The following is a 17,796-nucleotide window of genomic DNA, read 5'->3' on the forward strand; positions in this document are numbered from 1 at the left end:
TACCTTGAGCGCCGCCCTCTACTCACTTATCGCATCCTATTCGAACAGTAATATTACGCTAAGTGTCAGTTTTGGTTACAATTTAATCCAATTAGCGTTAGGATAGCCCTGTTGCATAACACGTTGATCCCGCGGCAGTCAGTCAACGTCTCATTTCACATCAACCCTAACTCATTAAAAAATAACTATGATTTCGCTTATCGCGTTGTCATGGACTTGTTTTACTCGTGATCTAAAATCACCACAATAATTACAACTTTGCACACAGATGCAGAGGTTGACTAAGGGAAATCTATGTTTAAGAAATTTGAAGGCTTTACCGAGGCCTTCCCAAAAGACGAACCAATACAGCCCCCAAGCGGCATATTGGCTTTTTGTCGACATTACACACGTGGCTTTGAAAAACCATTACTGCTTCTCGGCTTAATGAGCATGACTATCGCCATCATCGAGGTTGCCCTGTTTGGCTATATGGGCCAGCTCGTGGATTGGTTGTCGACCAGTAATAAAGAGACCTTCCTTGCGGACAATCAATCAACATTGATTGGTTTAGGGGTTCTGTTATTGGTCATCATGCCAGTTATGATCGCGATATATTCTCTGTTGCTTCACCAAACTTTACTGGGCAACTACCCAATGTCGATTCGTTGGCTTGCCCACCGCTACCTTCTAAAGCAGAGCCTCTCTTTCTATCAAGATGACTTTGCAGGGCGTGTCGCAACTAAGGTGATGCAAACATCATTGGCCGTTCGCGAAACCGTGACCAAAATGGTCGATGTATTCGTCTATGTGACAGTCTACTTTACGGCAATGCTATTCATGTTGGCCGAATCCGATTGGCGCTTAATGGCTCCAATGCTGATCTGGCTGTTCGTCTACGTCGGTATTCAGTTGCATTTTGTACCTAAGCTAAAAGATGTCTCTTCTGAACAAGCCGATGCGCGTTCACTGATGACAGGTCGAATCGTGGATAGCTACACCAATATTGCGACGGTTAAGCTGTTCTCACACAGCAAGCGTGAAACGGAATACGCTGAAGAGGGAATGGAAGGCTTTCTAGACACGGTTTACCGTCAAATGCGTTTAGTGACTGGCTTTAACGTGTGGGTTGAGTTTGCTAACTACCTACTGGTTTTCGCCATCGCAGGTATCTCGATTTATCTATGGTTAGATGACGCGATCACCGTTGGTGCGATCGCTATCGCGGTCAGCTTAGCACTGCGTATCAATGGTATGTCTAAGTGGATCATGTGGGAAATCGGTGGCCTATTTGAAAACTTGGGTACCGTTATTGACGGCATGAAAACGCTGGCTAAACCAATCGCTATCGAAGACAAGCCGAACGCGGAGCCACTGCAAGTGCCTCAAGGTGGCATCCACTTTGATAACGTGAGTTTCAACTACGGTGAGAACAAAGGGGTCATCAACAACCTTAACCTCAACATCAAACCAGGTGAAAAAGTAGGTCTCGTGGGTCGCTCTGGTGCGGGTAAATCAACGCTGGTTAACTTGCTGCTTCGCTTCCATGACGTTGAAAAAGGTCGTATTCTGATTGATGGGCAAGAGATCGCAGAGGTCACGCAGGACTCGCTGCGTAGCAACATCGGTATGGTGACACAAGACACCTCACTACTTCACCGCTCAATCAAAGACAACATCCTTTACGGTCGTCCAGATGCGACTGACGAAGAGTTGTATGCAGCGACCAAGCAAGCGCATGCTCATGAGTTCATCGAAACCCTAACCGACCCGTTCGGCAACTTAGGTTACGATGCACAAGTGGGTGAGCGTGGTGTGAAACTGTCAGGGGGTCAACGTCAGCGTATCGCGATCTCTCGTGTACTTCTGAAGAATGCACCGCTATTGGTACTTGATGAAGCGACATCTGCACTCGATTCTGAGGTAGAAGCAGCAATTCAAGAGAGCTTGATTGAGCTGATGGAAGGTAAAACGGTGATTGCGATTGCGCACCGCTTGTCGACTATTGCAGCAATGGATCGCTTGATCGTGCTCGATCAGGGCAATATCGTTGAAGAGGGCACGCACCAAGAGCTCATTTCACAAGATGGCATCTATGCTCAACTGTGGAATCATCAAACAGGTGGCTTTATCGGAGATGATCTGGAACAGGCATCCAACGCTTAAATTGTATGCAATTTTAAATATGCGGGGCGATTCACACTAATTTGTTAGATAGTCGTAAATTGGGCGTAGCAGAATGTTATGTCGTAATTATATAATATGACTAACAGACACAGACGCTTCGCTTGCGCGTTCTGGAATAAGGCTAGACTTCGGGGGGAGGCTAGCCTTTTTTATTGGCTAGCTTTTTTGTTAACTGGCTTTTTTGTTAACTAGAATTTGCGATTCATTTTCTCTAAGCATGCTGTCAAAACCTGTGTCTCTTCCGAAGAGATGCCACTGGTTAAGTCATTCACTAGCTCTAGGTGTAACTGGTTGTGCTGGGTATGAATCGCTTGCCCTGCTGGCGTTAAGTCAACCACGATGGCGCGTCTGTCTGTAGGATGCTCGCAGCGCTTCACTAACTCCGCTTTCACCAACTTTTCAATCTGAACCGTCAGCGTTCCTGTCGTGATTCCAAGCTTTTCAGACAGCTCTTTCATACGCAGAGCACCATGAACACCCAGTACTTCGATGGTGTGTACCTGAGCTAGCGAATAGCCCGTCTCTTTCACAACCGATTGCTCCCAAGAAGACATCTTGTCGTAGAATTCGGTAATAAGCTGACTTAGGTGTTCAAGGTTTTGCATGACAAATGACTAATTTAATTCAAGAGTAAGATGATTAATCTTATCAAACTTCGCCAGTCGTTGCCTAAAGTCATTCACGCTCAAATCACCATTTGATCGCAGCGCAATGGCTGCCGAATAGTGATGACCGCTGATTCTCCATATGTGCAAATCGATCACCTCTGCATCCGGGGCAAGCTCTTCAATAATCTGCTGGCGATAGTTTGAGTCAATGCTTTCATCAAGCAGGATCGGGCTCGTCTGCTTAAGCAGGTTCATTGTCCACTTTAAGATAACGACGGCACCGACCATCCCCATAATCGCATCTAACCAGTTCCAACTGTAGAATTTGCCAAACAACAATGCGACGATCGCCAACAAAGAGGTGAGCGCATCGGCCAACACATGCATATAAGCAGCTCTGAGGTTGTGATCATGATGATGGTGGCTGTGGTCATGGTGGTCATGGTCGTGATGGTCGTGATGGTCGTGATGGTCGTGATGGTCGTGATGGTCGTGATGGTCGTGATGATGATCGCCCAATAAGAGCATACTCGCCACATTCACAGCCAAACCGATACAAGCCACCACTATCGCTTCATTGAACTGGATAGCTTGAGGGTTTAGCAAGCGATGCACCGACTCAGTAAACATCAACAAAGCAACAATACCCAGCGCAATAGCACTGGTGTAGCCACCCAACACACTCACTTTCCCCGTACCAAATGAAAACCGGTCACTGTTTTCATGCTTCTTCGCATAGCGATACGCAAACAGCGTGATACAAAATGCAGCAGCGTGAGTCCCCATATGCCAACCATCGGCCAACAGTGCCATAGAGCCATATACCGTCCCTGCCCCGATCTCCACCACCATAGTGACTACGGTTAACAACAAGACATAAAAAGTCCTTCTTTCACCCGTTTGGTTACGGGCAGAAAAGTGGTGTGAATGCTTAACTTGAGGGTTCATCGTTATTCCATTTTAGTTTGATAGTCAAAATACTTGCCTATCAATGTAGTTTGACTATCAAACAAAGTCAACGATCAAGCTATGATCCACGGCAAGCTAAATTTCATGATTAGCCTAGATCCATGAATAAGCTTGCTGCTTTCTATTTGTTTCTTTCCTGATTTTTTTTAAAATGCGCGCAAGACTTAATCTAGAGAACAACTATGAACAAGAGTGTTATCACTAACGCGGTGGCTTTAGCTCTGCTGGCTGCGGGTTACTTTACGGCTAGCCAATACTTACTTTATGCGGGCCTATTCGCATTTTCTGGCGCGATTACCAACTGGCTTGCCATTCACATGCTGTTTGAAAAAGTGCCGGGATTGTATGGCTCAGGCGTGATTCCAGCTCGTTTCGAACAGTTTAAAGCGGCCATCAAGCAGTTGATGATGGAACAGTTCTTTACCGAAAGTAACATCGACCGCTTCTTGAGCAGCGAAATGGCTGGCGGCCAGTCGCTGAACTTAGAGCCAGTGATCAAGAAGATTGACCTTAACCCTGCTTTCGATTCCTTGGTCGAAGTGATCGCCAACTCTCAATTTGGCGGGATGCTCGCAATGCTTGGTGGCACAGAAGCACTTCAACCGCTGAAAGAACCATTTGTAGAGAAAATGCAGACTTCTATCATTGAGATTGGCCAAAGTGACACTGTGAAAAATGCCCTTAAAGAGCAGTTTGAGTCTCCTGCAATGATGGACGAAATCAAAGAGAACATCGAAGCGATCATCGACCAGCGCTTGAGCGAGCTGACACCAAAATTGGTAAAAGAGATGGTGCAGAAAATGATCAAAGAGCACCTTGGCTGGCTTGTGGTATGGGGTGGTGTTTTCGGTGGCGTAATTGGCGTTATCTCAGCGGCTATCACTCTATAAACCGTAAACTCTCTCCTTTAGAACGCAAAATGGAAGCCATGTGGCTTCCATTTTTTATATCCCATAATCAGAGCGAAAACAGAACTAGCCCAAGGTAGAGAGCAATTCAGGGTTCACACCAAAGCCCTTTTTGTGCTCTTCAATAACCACTTCACTTCTTGTCTGTATCACGCCAGGTAGCGTACCAAGCTTAGTCGACATAAACGACTGATACGCCTTCATATCTTTAACTCGTACTTTGATCATGGTGTCGAAGTCACCAGAAAGCGAATAGCACTCTTCAATTTCAGGCATCATCTCTACGGCCTGTGCAAACTTATCGAAAATCGAAAAGCTGGTCTGGTCTAAGCGAATATGAATGAACACCTGTACATCGAGGCCTAATTTTTCTGAACATAACTCAGCGTGATAGCCAGTAATGTAGCCCTCTTTCTCTAGACGCTTTAAACGATCCGAACATGGAGAAGTAGTGAGGTTTACCTGCTTAGCCAGTTCAACAACTGGCAGTCGGCCCTTCATGTGCAAGATTCGTAGTATCTCTTTGTCGATACGATCCAATTGGTGTTGAGGCATAACATCTCTATAAACAGTCTCAATATAGGGTGAGTATATTCCATGCTTGACCAAAACCTGCAGAGCACGGCTCACAGAATTTAAAACAGGTCGACAACACCATATTTACAAGGGAGATATAAAGAGAATTAGCCATATTGATAACTTATAAATTCAGTTTCAGACTGTTAATATAATGTTATAAATTTGACCTTTTTAACAAATAAGTTGAGCTATAGAGAAAAGTATCTATTGAGGGCTGTGTGAATAATAGATTGCACAGAGAGAAAGGATGACTCTATATATGAAAACACAAGAAATCGCATACAAACCTTACGGCATTGGCTTATGGACTCGAGCAACCGTATCTAAAGACGTCGCTCAAGCACTTGCAAACGAATATTCAAGCTACGGCTGGGAAGTAAAACTAGATGGCTTTCTCGTTGAACCAGAAGGCATAAAGCAAGCCGCTTAAGCACATCAAACCTCCATTTTGGAGGTTTTTTTATTGCTAATCTCGCTACTTTCTTCGTCTTTAGCTTTACGCTTCTTGAAGATCTGCAGTTCAGCTAGGTATCTGCAGCGAAAAGCTAAGCTAACCCGACTTGCGGAGCGACACTTTCGCTCTCTTTCTTGGGAAGCTCTTCCGCTCGGCTGTTGCACGTTCTGCAGAAGTGTTGAACTTCCATATCATAGTACTGAGTGCCACTGAACAGTTTTGAGGTAAGCAATAACATACGACCTGATAAGGTTTCCGGTGCGATCTCACAGCGCTTCATGATCGACTTGTGGTGAGTGGTTTTCTTACACGTTTTGCAATATAGATCTGGCATACCTTTATCCTATCCGGCTTGTCCTCATTACTGACAATTGACATATCATGTCCAATTCAGTTCAAACATTCACCGTATGATTTATAAAAATGAGGGCTAAGTTCAAAAAAACACCGTATCGGTAAACGGTTTTTTGAAGCAAGGCGAGCTTAGTCTTCATTCAATCCTATGAAAAACTCAGTCACAAAGCGGCGATAATTTACAATGTAAACTTGCTCAGAAAGTCATCGCAAAGACAATTCTAAATAGCCATTCTGTTAGTTTGAGACATCTGCCATGCATTTTTTATTGAGCTTTTAAGAAAAGACAATGAGCTCAGAGCTATAAACCAATTACCGCTTTCTAGGGACTCTCTGCGAACGATGTCTTGGGGAACAAGGTTGTGGTGACATGATGATGTTTAGGCATAAAAAAAGAGCCACCGAAGTGACTCTTTGTTTCAATAGATTGGCGTGTGAAGAATTAGTCTAGTTCAACTAATTGCTTTTCAAACTTCTCGTGTTGCTTCTTAACTGACTCTTCTGGCTCACCAGTAATTAGGCTCACAACTACGATAGAGATAGCTGAGAAGATGATGCCCGGTACGATTTCGTACACGTCAAACCAACCACCTGTTAGCTGTTTCCACATTACGATAGTCACACCACCCACAACGATACCCGCTAGAGCGCCGTTACGGTTCATACGAGACCAGTACAGGCTAAGTACGATAGCTGGACCAAATGCAGCACCGAAACCTGCCCATGCGTAAGATACAAGACCAAGAACAGAGCTGTCTGGTGTCATCGCTAGGAACAGTGCGATAAGTGAGATAATCACAACTGCAAAACGACCTACACGTACAATCTCTTCAGATGTCGCGTCTTTCTTCAGTACTTGCTTGTACAAGTCTTCTGCCATTGCAGATGAAGATACAAGAAGTTGTGAATCCGCAGTACTCATGATTGCCGCTAGGATAGCTGCCAGTAGAATACCTGCGATTACTGGGTGGAACATTGCGTTCACAAGAAGCATGAAGATCTTCTCGCCGTCATCCAGTTTAGGTGCACCAGAGTTGGTTACGTAGATCAGGCCCACTAGACCTACTAGCATCGCACCAGCCATAGATAGTGCAGTCCATACCACTGCGATACGACGCGCAGTGCCTAGGTCTTTGTTAGTACGTGTTGCTTTGAAACGCGCTAGGATGTGTGGTTGACCGAAGTAACCTAGACCCCATGCCGCTAGAGAGATGATTGCAATCGCAGATAGAGGCTCACCTTTCGCATCATTCCAAAGCGTTAGCAGCTCTGGGTTGATGTTGTGTAGGTCGCTAGACAGTTGACCAAGGCCGCCGTTCATCGCTGCGATAGGCACGATAAGTAGCGCTGCAGACATCAATAGGCCCTGAACAAGGTCAGTCCAAGATACCGCAAGGAAGCCACCAAATAGCGTGTATGACACAACACATACTGTGCCGATGATAACCGCTGTGGTGTAGTCTAAGCCAAATACTGTTTCAAACAACTTACCGCCCGCTACCAAGCCTGAGCTCGTGTAGAAAAGGAAGAAGAGAAGAATGAAGAAAGCAGAAATTGTTTGGATCAGCTTAGACGTATCATTGAAACGACGAGCTAGGAACTCAGGCAGAGTCAATGCATCTGTTGTAATGCTGTAAGTACGCAGACGCTTAGCACTGATTAACCAGTTAGCCCAAGTACCAACTAGTAGGCCACCAGCCAACCAGAAAGCTTCAAAACCTGCTGCATACGCGTAGCCAGGCAGACCTAGTAGTAGCCAACCACTCATATCCGACGCACCAGCAGAAAGTGCTGCAGGCCAAGGACCTAGTGCACGACCACCAAGAAAGTAGTCAGTTGAGTTAGATGTGCGTTTGTAAGCAATAACCCCGATTGCCAGCATCATAATTAGATACGCAATGAACGTTGATGTTATTGCAAAACTGTTTTCTATCATTTGATAGTCCTCATTTAGAAAAATCCTTCCATGCCTAGCCAATAAAACTTAGCCAACACAATGTTGGCCAAGTTTAGTCAGATAGGGTTCCTGATATCACGGCGCAACCGAAGCTGCCTCCAGTCATCAGTGGTGTTGAAGGTTAGTGGGCTTCGCTCCCAAGCTCAAGCAAGGTCGCATTACCACCCACGGCTGTTATATTTATGGTTCGTGTACGCTCAGTAATAAAGCGCAACGATAGGTGTGGATCGTGAGCAACATGCATTGCCGTCAGATCCGTTTCAGACACTAAACCGACGATAGCGCCGTCTCGCTTAGCAAGTTGTAAATTAATCGCTTGTTCAGTTTGTGGATTGCCCACATACGCCACGCTACGAACATCACAAGCAAGCAGTTGCTGAGACGCATCGAACGATGTCGTTTGAACAAGGTTTGATGGCAGATTCGCTTGTTTTGCTGCATCCGCAATCAGAGTATTGAACTGAGTATCATCACTACACACAATCACGCTGTTACCTGCAACAAGCGCAGCCGTCAGCATTGCCGTTGCCGTTTGCAGCTTTGGTAATGAATCTTGAGTCTCATCAACGATAACCAAAGCTACACCACGGCCTGCCGCATATAGCTCATTCGTTTCGCCCGTAGGACCTACAAGTAGGTGCTCTTCAGCTAACAGAGAAGAAGCCTGTTCAATGTGATAGCCAGCAACCGCCGCTAGTGGCGCTGATTGACTCTCGATCTCAGATTTTAATGCCAGAATTTGAGCACTCTTGTGATCAAAATCGGTTAGGTTCCACTGTTCCCACGCTTGAAATGCATCGGAAAAACCTGTCACTTGATGAACCATGATATCGCTCCTTATGCCTGCGCTTGAGAAAAGTGAACATCGGTAAAGCGGTATAGGTAGTGTGGTCCACCCGCTTTCGGTCCTGTTCCTGATAAACCTTGACCACCGAATGGTTGAACACCTACCACCGCACCAACTTGGTCACGGTTGATGTAGCAGTTACCCACGCGAACGTGTTTTTCAATCCAACGGTAAGTAGTTTCGTTACGGCTATGAATACCCATAGTCAGTCCGAAGCCTGTTTGGTTTATCTGTTCAACCACTTGCGCCAACTCGCTCGCTTTGTAACGAACAATGTGTAGCACAGGGCCAAACTGCTCTTCAGTTAGGCAGCTAATATCGTTGATCTCGAAAGCGCTTGGTGGCACGAAGTCACCATGTTCGCACGCGTCACCTAGAGTTAGCTGAGCAACACGCTTCTGCGTTTGAGTCATGTTCTCAAGGTGAGCCATTAACTTCTGTTTCGCATTGCTGTCGATAACAGGGCCAACGTCCGTCTTGTGTAGGTGTGGAATACCAACACTCAACTCGTTCATCGCACCTTGGATAAGAGCAACAACGCGATCGGCAATGTCTTCTTGGATGTAAAGCACACGTAGTGCTGAACAACGCTGACCTGCAGAAGCAAACGCTGAACGAATAACATCACGTACTACCTGCTCTGGAAGCGCCGTACTGTCGACGATCATCGCATTCTGGCCGCCTGTTTCCGCGATAAATGGAACAGGTTTAGCTGTACGACTTGCCAATGACACGTTGATACGCTGAGCGGTTGGTGTAGAGCCTGTAAACGCCACACCTGCAATCGCATCGTGGCTAGTTAGTGCGCTACCGATTTCTGCACCGCGACCCGGTAGAAGCTGAATTGTGCCTGCCGGGAAGCCAGCTTGTTGCATCAACTCAACTGCGCGAGCAGCGATTAAGCTGGTTTGCTCTGCTGGTTTTGCAACGACAGTGTTACCTGCAACTAATGCAGCTGTAATTTGACCAAGGAAGATCGCCAGTGGGAAGTTCCAAGGGCTGATACATACAAACACACCACGACCTTGGCGAGATGCCAAACGAACTTGGCCATCAAAGCCTTTCAGTTCAAATTCTTGTAGATTGTCTGCCTGCTTTGCGTAGTAACGACAGAAGTCGACCGCCTCACGCACTTCATCAATGCTGTCGTGAATTGTCTTACCCGCTTCTTGATGACAGATTGCCACCAGCTCAGCAAGGTTCTCTTCCATCAAGTCAGCCAACTTCTCAAGAGCCGCAGCTTTAACTTCAACAGAAGTCGCATTCCAATCTGCGAACGCCGCATCTGCGCCGCTGATCGCTTCGGAAACATGATCAAGGTTTGCGAAAGCCACCTGACCAACATTGATACGACGATCGTAAGGTGCTGTTACTTGCTCAACATTCTGATCAGCCTTGATCATGCTTTCGGCAAGAGCTTCACCGTTGATGATCGGGCCAGCCGTCCACTGTTTATTCAAGAAGCCTTTTACTTGCTCTTCAAAACTGTGCGCTTCACTTTCGATATCAATGTTGACACCGTATGAGTTTTTACGCTCTGGGAACACGGATGGTGGCAGTGGAATCTTAGTATTGTTCAGTGTATCGAACTCTAGAAGCATATCCACTGGGTGTTGCGTTAGCTCTGCCACTGGGCAACGTGCATCCACCAAGCGGTGTACAAACGAGCTGTTCGCACCATTTTCTAGCAGACGACGAACTAGGTAAGGAAGTAGATCCTTATGGCTACCAACTGGCGCGTAGATACGCACTGACTGTTGGTAAGCTTCCATCGCATGGTTGTACAGGGAATCACCCATACCGTGCAGGCGTTGGAATTCAAAATCTTTGTGATCGGCCATTACAGCAATAGCAGACACAGTGTGTGCGTTGTGGCTCGCAAACTGCGGGAAGATGTTGCCACGAACACTTGGGCTCAGTAGGTAACGTGCACAGGCTAGGTAAGCAACATCGGTTGCTTCTTTGCGTGTGTAAACCGGGTAGTTATCAAAGCCAGCTTGTTGCGACCATTTGATTTCGCTATCCCAGTACGCACCTTTTACCAAACGCAGTGGGATCAGATCGCCCTGCTCTTTGGCTAAACGGTTCAGCCATACCAATACCGGTAATGCACGCTTCGAGTACGCTTGAATAACCAGACCAAATTTGCCCCAGCCTTTCACAAGTTCGCTGCGGTAAAGTTTCTCAAACAGTTTTAGAGAAAGCTCTAAACGGTCTGCTTCTTCAGCATCGATGGTAATCGCAACATCAAGCTCGATCGCGCGGCGCAGTAACTGCTCTAGTGTGTCGCAAAGCTCTGTCAGAACACGCTCTTCATTCGCTACTTCGTAACGTGGGTGCAGTGCAGAAAGCTTGATAGATACTGATGGCGCAGGGCTAGATTTTGATGAAACATAAGTGTCTCGACCTACAGCTTCAATCGCCATTAGGTAATCTTTGAAGTACTTGTTTGCGTCTGCAGTCGTCAGTGCCGCTTCGCCTAACATGTCGTATGAATAGGTAAAGCCTTTGTCACGCATAGGTTTGCCATTCTTTTGTGCCTCAGCAATACTGCGACCCAAAACAAACTGATGACCCATTACTTTCATCGCTTGGTGCATCGCTTTACGAATCACCGGCTCAGAAAGCTTGTTTACTAGACGGTTTACCGCCTGTGCTGGGCTCTGCTCATTTGATGAAAGACCCACAACCTTGCCCGTTAGCATTAGACCCCAAGTGGATGCATTCACAAACACAGAATCAGAGTTCTTCAGGTGAGATTTCCAGTCAGCAACGCTTAGCTTGTCACGAATCAATGCATCAGCAGTTGCAGCATCAGGGATACGCATCAGTGCTTCAGCAAGACACATCAACAAAATACCTTCTTGCGTATCTAGACTGTATTCAAGCAGCAGTGCATCGATCATTTGAATCGATGTTTTGTCTGCACGAATCGTTTCGATAAGCGAGGTTGTCTTGTCCGTGATTTGTTGCTTTTCAGACTCAGAAGGCGTAGCTAGCGGCAGAAGCTGCTCTAGCCATTGGGTTTCATCCACCATATATAATGGTGAGATAAGCGACCACAGCTCACCAAGCGATTGCTCGTTGAACTCTGGTTTTAACACATCAGTAGCTGTAAACATGCGTTTTCCTTAATCTCACACCCGAACAAAAAACGTCCGAGATTTCTACAATGGCTGCAGTGTATTGAGAGTATATAAGGAATACTTGTCAAAAACTCCGAGTTTTTTGCTAAAAACTGGGTTTATTAACAAAACAAAAACATCATCACATATGAAACTTCAAACGAATGTGCCGTTTTGTTTCACTATTTAACAGTTATTTGCTTTTTGTATTGAGATGGTGACATCCCTTGAAGGCGGGAAAAAGTATGGGTAAATGCCGACTGACCAGAGAAGCCTGCCAGCTCTGCTACCTGACCAAGGCTGAGGTTACCTTGCTCAATTAAACGGCGAGCGCGGTCGATTCGCTTACCTAATACGTACTGGTGTGGAGTGATGCCCATCTGCTCTTTAAACAGCATATGGAACTGACTCTCACCTAAGAACACGCTACCAGCCAATTGCGCCACTGAGATCTTATTTGCTAAATGCTGTTCGATGTAGCGATCCAGCGCCTCAAGATCAAAGCGTGATTCTTTAATAGATGTTTCAAATTCAGAGATATGGCGTTGTAGAAGCGCGATCACCGTGTCATTACAAGCTCGGCTTAGTAGCAGATCGTCCGGACTTGCTTGCATCTCCTGCACCAGCATCTGAATCAGCTTTTGGATCTGCCCGTCCAACTGGAAGTAAACGTTAGATGACGCAAGCTGATTGATCTTCTCTAACATCAATGGGTCATCATTACTTGGCATAGGCATGTTCAGCACTAAGATATCAGACTGCCCCACCACGCCACCGAAAGCATGATCAGAGCAAGCCGTTACTACACAACCTTGACCCGGCCCGACTAAATTCCCCTTACCGCTGACTTCGAACTCGGCTTGGCCTTTAAGCCCGATCACCACTTGCGAATATTGGTGCTCGTGACAGTCCATATGAGATGGCAAAGTCACGATCTCAGCAGGACGAGGGCCTGATAAGCCTAGCGGTGAAAGATCGAGGTTGGGCATGATGGGTAATTTTGGCATGTCGAAACAGTTTTGATAGTCACAGATCGGGGATAATACTCTGATTTTAGCTCAAGATGAATTTGTAAATGATCATGAGAGTCATTTAGCACAGGTAATCGACACAAGATCATTCTTGCGATCACGGTGATCATGCCTCCGGAAAGATGATCAAGAGTGTACAAACTACGGGGAGTGTAAAACCAACTTTGAGCTACTTATGTAAAACAAGCCACCTGCGCTTCTTGGTGTGACTCATCATTGAGAATCTAATCGATAGGACATCGCAGGAGATTTTCGTATATAGCTCAAATAAATCACCTTCAGTTTATAAAAATTAGTAATAAGTCTACCCATTTCGGTAGATTGAAAGGGAATAAAACGGTATAAAGTCGGGTACTGTGTTAATTGCTAATAATCTAGTGACTTACAACTAGGAAGTAGACACCGTATCAACGAGCCAATTTCAATCTATAAGTTGCAGGGACCTATGACTAACTTTCGAATTTCAGCGCTTTTGCTTGCGCTATCCCCTATTTGGGTATCTGCATCGGTATCAGCTGAAGAACTGAATCAAGTCGATCCCGTTTCAGCTATCGATGCAAAACTCACTGAGAAAAACTCAGATATTGAGCGTATTTCAGAAACCCAAGTATCGGCTGCTGAGAAGCTAAAAGAGCTACAAAACAACAACAGCAAATTGGTGCGTGAGGGTGAAGAACTCAAGGCAAAACGTAACAGAGCGAAGTCTGCACTTGATAAACAGTACAGCCGTCTACTTGAAGACCCAGAAACCGATCTTATCTCTTTCCAGAAAAGCTACCAAGATGCGTGGGCAGCCGTTAAAGAAAATCAATCGGCTCAGCTAGACAACCAACAAGCGATCAACGAGAGCGAAATTCACCTCTCTCAGATTAAGCAAAAGCAGGCTCGCCTGAACAACGAGCTGGCCAATCTAAAAGAGCTAAAAGTTGAAGCACGTGTAAAACGTATTGCAACAGAGCTACGCGAAAGCGCAGTTCTAGAAACCAGCTACACCACGACTTGTGCATCAACAATGACGCTAGGTGAGTGTACTGCTCAGGGTAAATACCTAACCAACCAAAAAGCTGTACAAACGTTCAAGAGCCAGTTGCTTGAGCAGCTCACAGAAAGCACATTAGCGAAACAGAACTTGCAAGGTGTTCAACTCAATATCCATGTTCAAGACAGCCAACCAATCAAGAGTGGCTTCTCTGGTAACAACTCGTACTTCATGCAGATGCAAGCTCAGCTACAAGCCAAGCCTGAAGCGATTGCTGCATGTAACTTGTTGAACGTATCAACACGCTACTGTTTAACAGGCAGCGACGCAACTGTGACTAACAAGAACAATAAACAATGGGCTAACGTGACCGTTCGTTCTGACCAGTACAACGACTCTGTTACGATTAATGGCATCAAGTATGGCAGCACGCCACTACAAGTTGCGCTACCAAGCGGTCGCCACCAAGTAACGGTTTCAAAGCAAGGTTACGAGTCTTACAACCGCACAGTGACTATCAACGGCAGCGATACTATCTGGGTTAAGCTTCTTCCAAACAAAGAAAGCTAAACCTGCCTATCGGCTTAGCGCTTTATAGAGCTAAGCCGATGTAAAACTCTCCATTGTGTTGATAGTGATACGATTCAACTGCAGCCAACATGGCTTTCGCTAAAACATTTGATTCACCCATTTTACGAATGAAGTAGCCCATCATGCGCCAAGGTTTACCCACTCTACTGTTTGCACTCGCTCCTAGCTTAATGGCACCCGCTATTTTGGCCGAAGCGACATCACCCGCTGTCACTACATCTGTTATAGACATAGAAAGCTCACTTTTCGAAAAACATGCCGATTTGGCAGCAGTCGAAAAGAAGATTGCCGACAAACAGAACCAAGTTGACAATCAAACAGAGCAAGTGGTCCGCCTTACCAAGTTATCTGAACAATCACAGCAAAAGCTTGCGACAGCGAAAGCAAGTTTAGAGCAAGATTACAGCCGCATGATTGATGAGCCTGACTTCGATATATCGCCAGCTCAAAACCGATTTCAAGATGCTTGGAAATCGGTAAAAGAGGGGAAACTTGCTGTTTCTGATTCTGAGCAAAAACAACAAGCGTTAATGATGGAACTAGAGGCCATCCAAGCCGAAAAGAGTTCGATTGAAGCTTCAATTGCGGATCTGGAGAAAGGAAAACTAAGAGCGAGAGCCGATCGACTCAGAAGTGAGATCACGAAAACCGAAGAGAAGACGGTTAGCTTTACCAATCGCTGCAGCGACGATATGACACTAGCGCAGTGCTCGGAGCAAACGGTGACATTGGCGCTTCAAAAAGCCGTCGAACAGTTCCAAAACAGCGTGATCGACAACGCTACAGAATCAAAAGCAGCAAAAGAGCATTTGGCATCAACATCGCTGAACATTCACGTTCTACAACACAAAGTGACAAGTTCAGGGTTTGGTGCCGAAAACCGCTACCAAGCAAACATCACAGCAAACCTAGAAACTCGCCCAGACAAGAACACCCCTTGTCGCCTGCTTGGGATTCAATCATCGCACTGCTTTACAGAGACCGATCAGAAAGCCGACGACCAGCAAAAAGAGGTTGCTTGGGTTAACTTGGTGGTCCGTTCAAACCAGTACAACGACAAGGTATCAATCAATGGTGTTAACTACGGCAGTACACCCGTTGAAGTCATGTTACCGACTGGCCAGCACATGGTGACGATTGAAAAAGAGGGGTACCTCTCTTTCCATCAAGAACTTAAAATTGCTCGCGACCACAACCTAAGAGCTGTATTGCAAGCCAAGCAAAACACACTCAACGTCGGTAGTAAGTTTGCTGATCCTATGGGTGATGATAGCCAGAGCCCAGAGATGATCGTCGTCGGTGCGGGTCGTTACCTGCTAGGTGAGAACAATGCTAAGCAAGTGACGATCAAAAAACCATTTGCATTAGCGGCGACACCAACCCGAGTTCTAGATTTCAAAGCCTTCATCGACAGTACTGGCTACCAAACAGATGCCGAGCTGATGAACACCTGTGATACCTTCGTCAATACCGAGATCACTGCCGTATCTAATAGTTACTGGCGAAACCCCGGCTTTAAGCAAACTGACAGCTCACCTGTGGTATGTGTTAGTCAAAACGACGCCAAGGCCTACACGCGCTGGTTATCTAAAAAAACAGGCTTTACCTATCGTCTACCTACGCCACAAGAGTGGGAAGCGGCAGCACGTGCAGGCCAAGACACCAACTTCTGGTGGGGTAACGAGTTCCGCTCAGGCAAAGCGAATACTGGCTGGGCAGGAACACCATGGTCAAACGTCAGCACTTCGCCAGTGAAATCATTCTTACCGACCCCAACTGGGTTCTACGACATGGTCGGTAATGTATGGGAGTGGACAACCAATCACAAAGGCATAGCTAAGGGTGGCGCATGGAGCTTCTCTCCTGAAGAAGCTAAAGTTTTCAATGAACTCTACGTTCCACCGACAACCGCAGCCAACCACTTAGGCTTCAGAGTATTACGAGAGCTATAGGCTCTCGATTACTAACTTCTCAGTACCCTTTCTCACAAAACAGGGCTCTCACTTCTCATTTGTCGTGTTGAGTCTTGTTTATAGGGGAATTCCCCCCTTATGCATTCGCACTCGTAGGAGTAAATTTGTCGACAGAGTAGTAAGTCACTCTGGGTATCTCACTGATACCTCAGGTTAATTTGCATGACCCTCGTGAATTAATCTGAAATCTTCTACACGTCGACAAGGCAGATCTTGTCTTTAGCCAGCCCGTCTTCAGGCTGGCTTTTTTTTACTTAAAATATGCTGTGGCGGATCAACTAGCGATATCCAGATACTCGTCCCCCCTCCCTATCCTTGATCATTCTTCCCTTGATCATCGTTTCGGGACGCTTCCATGAATTTACAATACAGCGTTATAAGAAACTGATATCATTAACTTAGTTCCGAAACTGAGATAATATTTTGTCGAAAACACTTAACTCAATACAACGCTCTCTGTTTGAACAGTTGCCGGGCTGCTGGGGATGCAAAGATACTGACTCCGTCTTTGTTTATGCTAACCAAGCCTACAATCGACTGATCGGTTTGACCGACAACCAAAACAGCGCAGGTTTGACAGACTTCGATATGCCAAGCCAAACAACGGAATGTGCGCAAGACTTCAGAGCGCAAGATAAATACGTGATGGAAACACGTAAGACTTTAAAAATTCTAGATATTCACCCATACCCTGACGGCCGTTGGCACGCCCATATTTTTACCAAAACGCCTTGGTTAGATGATGATGGCGAGGTGCAGGGAACGATATTCTATGGTCAAGAGCTGACTGATACTGCCATTTTGGAGGTGGGTCACTGGGTTTGCCAAGCGACCAGTGCCAAGAAGTGTGATGGCTCGATTGCTGGTTCAGAGCCTAGACAATCAAAGCTCAATAAGAAGCTCACAGCTCGCGAATCCGAAGTGCTGTTTTTGCTGCTGTTTGGAAAGAAGCCTCAGTACATTGCGCAGATTCTGACGATTTCGATCAAAACTGTTGAGGGTCACGTGGCACGCCTTAAACAAAAGTTCGATGCCAACAGTAAAAGCCAATTGATTGAGTTTGCACTAGACTCTGGTCTTGGTTCCGTCATTCCAGAGAGCTTGCTCAATCGGCAGATTTCAGTGGTGCTGCACAGTGAAGTGACGACAACCAATTAACCATGATACTCATCAAGCACCCGATATGACTCACAACGGTTAATGATCACTGGCTTTTATCTCTCTTCTACCTCATTTCAAAAGCCATAAAAAAAAC

The 17,796-nt window shown here is 46.0% G+C and carries 15 protein-coding genes; 6 read left to right on the forward strand and 9 right to left on the reverse strand.

From position 1 onward, the window contains the following. Nucleotides 1–294 precede the first annotated feature (294 nt). Nucleotides 295–2,145 carry an ABC transporter ATP-binding protein gene (locus FIV04_RS18240; protein WP_150869802.1) on the forward strand — a complete coding sequence of 617 codons (1,851 nt, stop codon included), beginning with the start codon at nucleotides 295–297 and terminating at the stop codon, nucleotides 2,143–2,145. 209 nt (nucleotides 2,146–2,354) lie between these two features. On the opposite strand, the gene FIV04_RS18245 is transcribed toward FIV04_RS18240, so the two are convergent. Together FIV04_RS18245 and dmeF are read right to left on the reverse strand one after the other, a co-directional pair. Continuing rightward, nucleotides 2,355–2,771 carry a MarR family winged helix-turn-helix transcriptional regulator gene (locus tag FIV04_RS18245; RefSeq protein ID WP_032553769.1) on the reverse strand — a complete coding sequence of 139 codons (417 nt, stop codon included), beginning with the start codon at nucleotides 2,769–2,771 and terminating at the stop codon, nucleotides 2,355–2,357. Between the two features lie 9 nt (nucleotides 2,772–2,780). Beyond that, the gene (gene dmeF / locus FIV04_RS18250; RefSeq protein WP_152470019.1) at nucleotides 2,781–3,722 is read right to left on the reverse strand and encodes a CDF family Co(II)/Ni(II) efflux transporter DmeF; all 942 of its coding nucleotides are present in this window, start codon (nucleotides 3,720–3,722) and stop codon (nucleotides 2,781–2,783) included. Between the two features lie 203 nt (nucleotides 3,723–3,925). Here dmeF and FIV04_RS18255 point away from each other — a divergent pair, with 203 nt between their 5' ends. Next, entirely contained in the window at nucleotides 3,926–4,633 is a 708-nt protein-coding gene (locus FIV04_RS18255) for a hypothetical protein (RefSeq protein ID WP_032553766.1), read from the forward strand. An 84-nt stretch (nucleotides 4,634–4,717) separates the two neighbouring features. On the opposite strand, the gene FIV04_RS18260 is transcribed toward FIV04_RS18255, so the two are convergent. Next, nucleotides 4,718–5,206, reverse strand: coding sequence for an Lrp/AsnC family transcriptional regulator (locus FIV04_RS18260; RefSeq protein WP_032553765.1), 489 nt, complete (start codon nucleotides 5,204–5,206; stop codon nucleotides 4,718–4,720). A gap of 283 nt (nucleotides 5,207–5,489) precedes the next feature. Here FIV04_RS18260 and FIV04_RS26960 point away from each other — a divergent pair, with 283 nt between their 5' ends. Then, nucleotides 5,490–5,660, forward strand: coding sequence for a hypothetical protein (locus FIV04_RS26960; protein ID WP_167332363.1), 171 nt, complete (start codon nucleotides 5,490–5,492; stop codon nucleotides 5,658–5,660). Between the two features lie 115 nt (nucleotides 5,661–5,775). Here FIV04_RS26960 and FIV04_RS18265 read toward each other — a convergent pair whose 3' ends face one another. The 5 genes from FIV04_RS18265 to FIV04_RS18285 all read right to left on the reverse strand — a co-directional run bounded on the left by FIV04_RS18265 (nucleotide 5,776) and on the right by FIV04_RS18285 (nucleotide 12,974). After that, nucleotides 5,776–6,018: a hypothetical protein gene (locus FIV04_RS18265; protein WP_032553764.1), complete on the reverse strand. Its 243-nt coding sequence runs from the start codon at nucleotides 6,016–6,018 to the stop codon at nucleotides 5,776–5,778. Nucleotides 6,019–6,480: 462 nt separating this feature from the next. Further along, the gene (gene putP / locus FIV04_RS18270; RefSeq protein WP_150870339.1) at nucleotides 6,481–7,971 is read right to left on the reverse strand and encodes a sodium/proline symporter PutP; all 1,491 of its coding nucleotides are present in this window, start codon (nucleotides 7,969–7,971) and stop codon (nucleotides 6,481–6,483) included. A gap of 145 nt (nucleotides 7,972–8,116) precedes the next feature. Further along, nucleotides 8,117–8,821, reverse strand: a complete 705-nt coding sequence (locus FIV04_RS18275; RefSeq protein ID WP_150869799.1) for a 1-pyrroline-5-carboxylate dehydrogenase — start codon at nucleotides 8,819–8,821, stop codon at nucleotides 8,117–8,119. Nucleotides 8,822–8,832: 11 nt separating this feature from the next. Then, nucleotides 8,833–11,964 carry a bifunctional proline dehydrogenase/L-glutamate gamma-semialdehyde dehydrogenase PutA gene (gene putA / locus FIV04_RS18280; RefSeq protein ID WP_152470020.1) on the reverse strand — a complete coding sequence of 1,044 codons (3,132 nt, stop codon included), beginning with the start codon at nucleotides 11,962–11,964 and terminating at the stop codon, nucleotides 8,833–8,835. A 185-nt stretch (nucleotides 11,965–12,149) separates the two neighbouring features. After that, nucleotides 12,150–12,974 (reverse strand): AraC family transcriptional regulator, encoded by an 825-nt coding sequence (locus tag FIV04_RS18285; protein ID WP_032553760.1) that lies wholly within the window; start codon nucleotides 12,972–12,974, stop codon nucleotides 12,150–12,152. A gap of 469 nt (nucleotides 12,975–13,443) precedes the next feature. Here FIV04_RS18285 and FIV04_RS18290 point away from each other — a divergent pair, with 469 nt between their 5' ends. Then, complete coding sequence (locus FIV04_RS18290; protein ID WP_152470021.1) at nucleotides 13,444–14,547, forward strand: PEGA domain-containing protein; 1,104 nt, start codon at nucleotides 13,444–13,446, stop codon at nucleotides 14,545–14,547. Between the two features lie 22 nt (nucleotides 14,548–14,569). Here FIV04_RS18290 and FIV04_RS26965 read toward each other — a convergent pair whose 3' ends face one another. Beyond that, nucleotides 14,570–14,800 (reverse strand): hypothetical protein, encoded by a 231-nt coding sequence (locus FIV04_RS26965; protein WP_172974273.1) that lies wholly within the window; start codon nucleotides 14,798–14,800, stop codon nucleotides 14,570–14,572. Between FIV04_RS26965 and FIV04_RS18295 the strand changes: the two genes are divergently transcribed. Both FIV04_RS18295 and FIV04_RS18300 read left to right on the forward strand, forming a co-directional pair. Then, nucleotides 14,691–16,520 carry a formylglycine-generating enzyme family protein gene (locus tag FIV04_RS18295; RefSeq protein ID WP_152470022.1) on the forward strand — a complete coding sequence of 610 codons (1,830 nt, stop codon included), beginning with the start codon at nucleotides 14,691–14,693 and terminating at the stop codon, nucleotides 16,518–16,520. The genes FIV04_RS26965 and FIV04_RS18295 overlap by 110 nt on opposite strands. 441 nt (nucleotides 16,521–16,961) lie before the next feature. Further along, nucleotides 16,962–17,699, forward strand: a complete 738-nt coding sequence (locus FIV04_RS18300) for a helix-turn-helix transcriptional regulator (RefSeq protein WP_301339528.1) — start codon at nucleotides 16,962–16,964, stop codon at nucleotides 17,697–17,699. Nucleotides 17,700–17,796 lie beyond the last annotated feature (97 nt).

It is taken from the genome of Vibrio sp. THAF190c, assembly GCF_009363355.1.
GTDB classification, from domain to species: domain Bacteria; phylum Pseudomonadota; class Gammaproteobacteria; order Enterobacterales; family Vibrionaceae; genus Vibrio; species Vibrio fortis_A.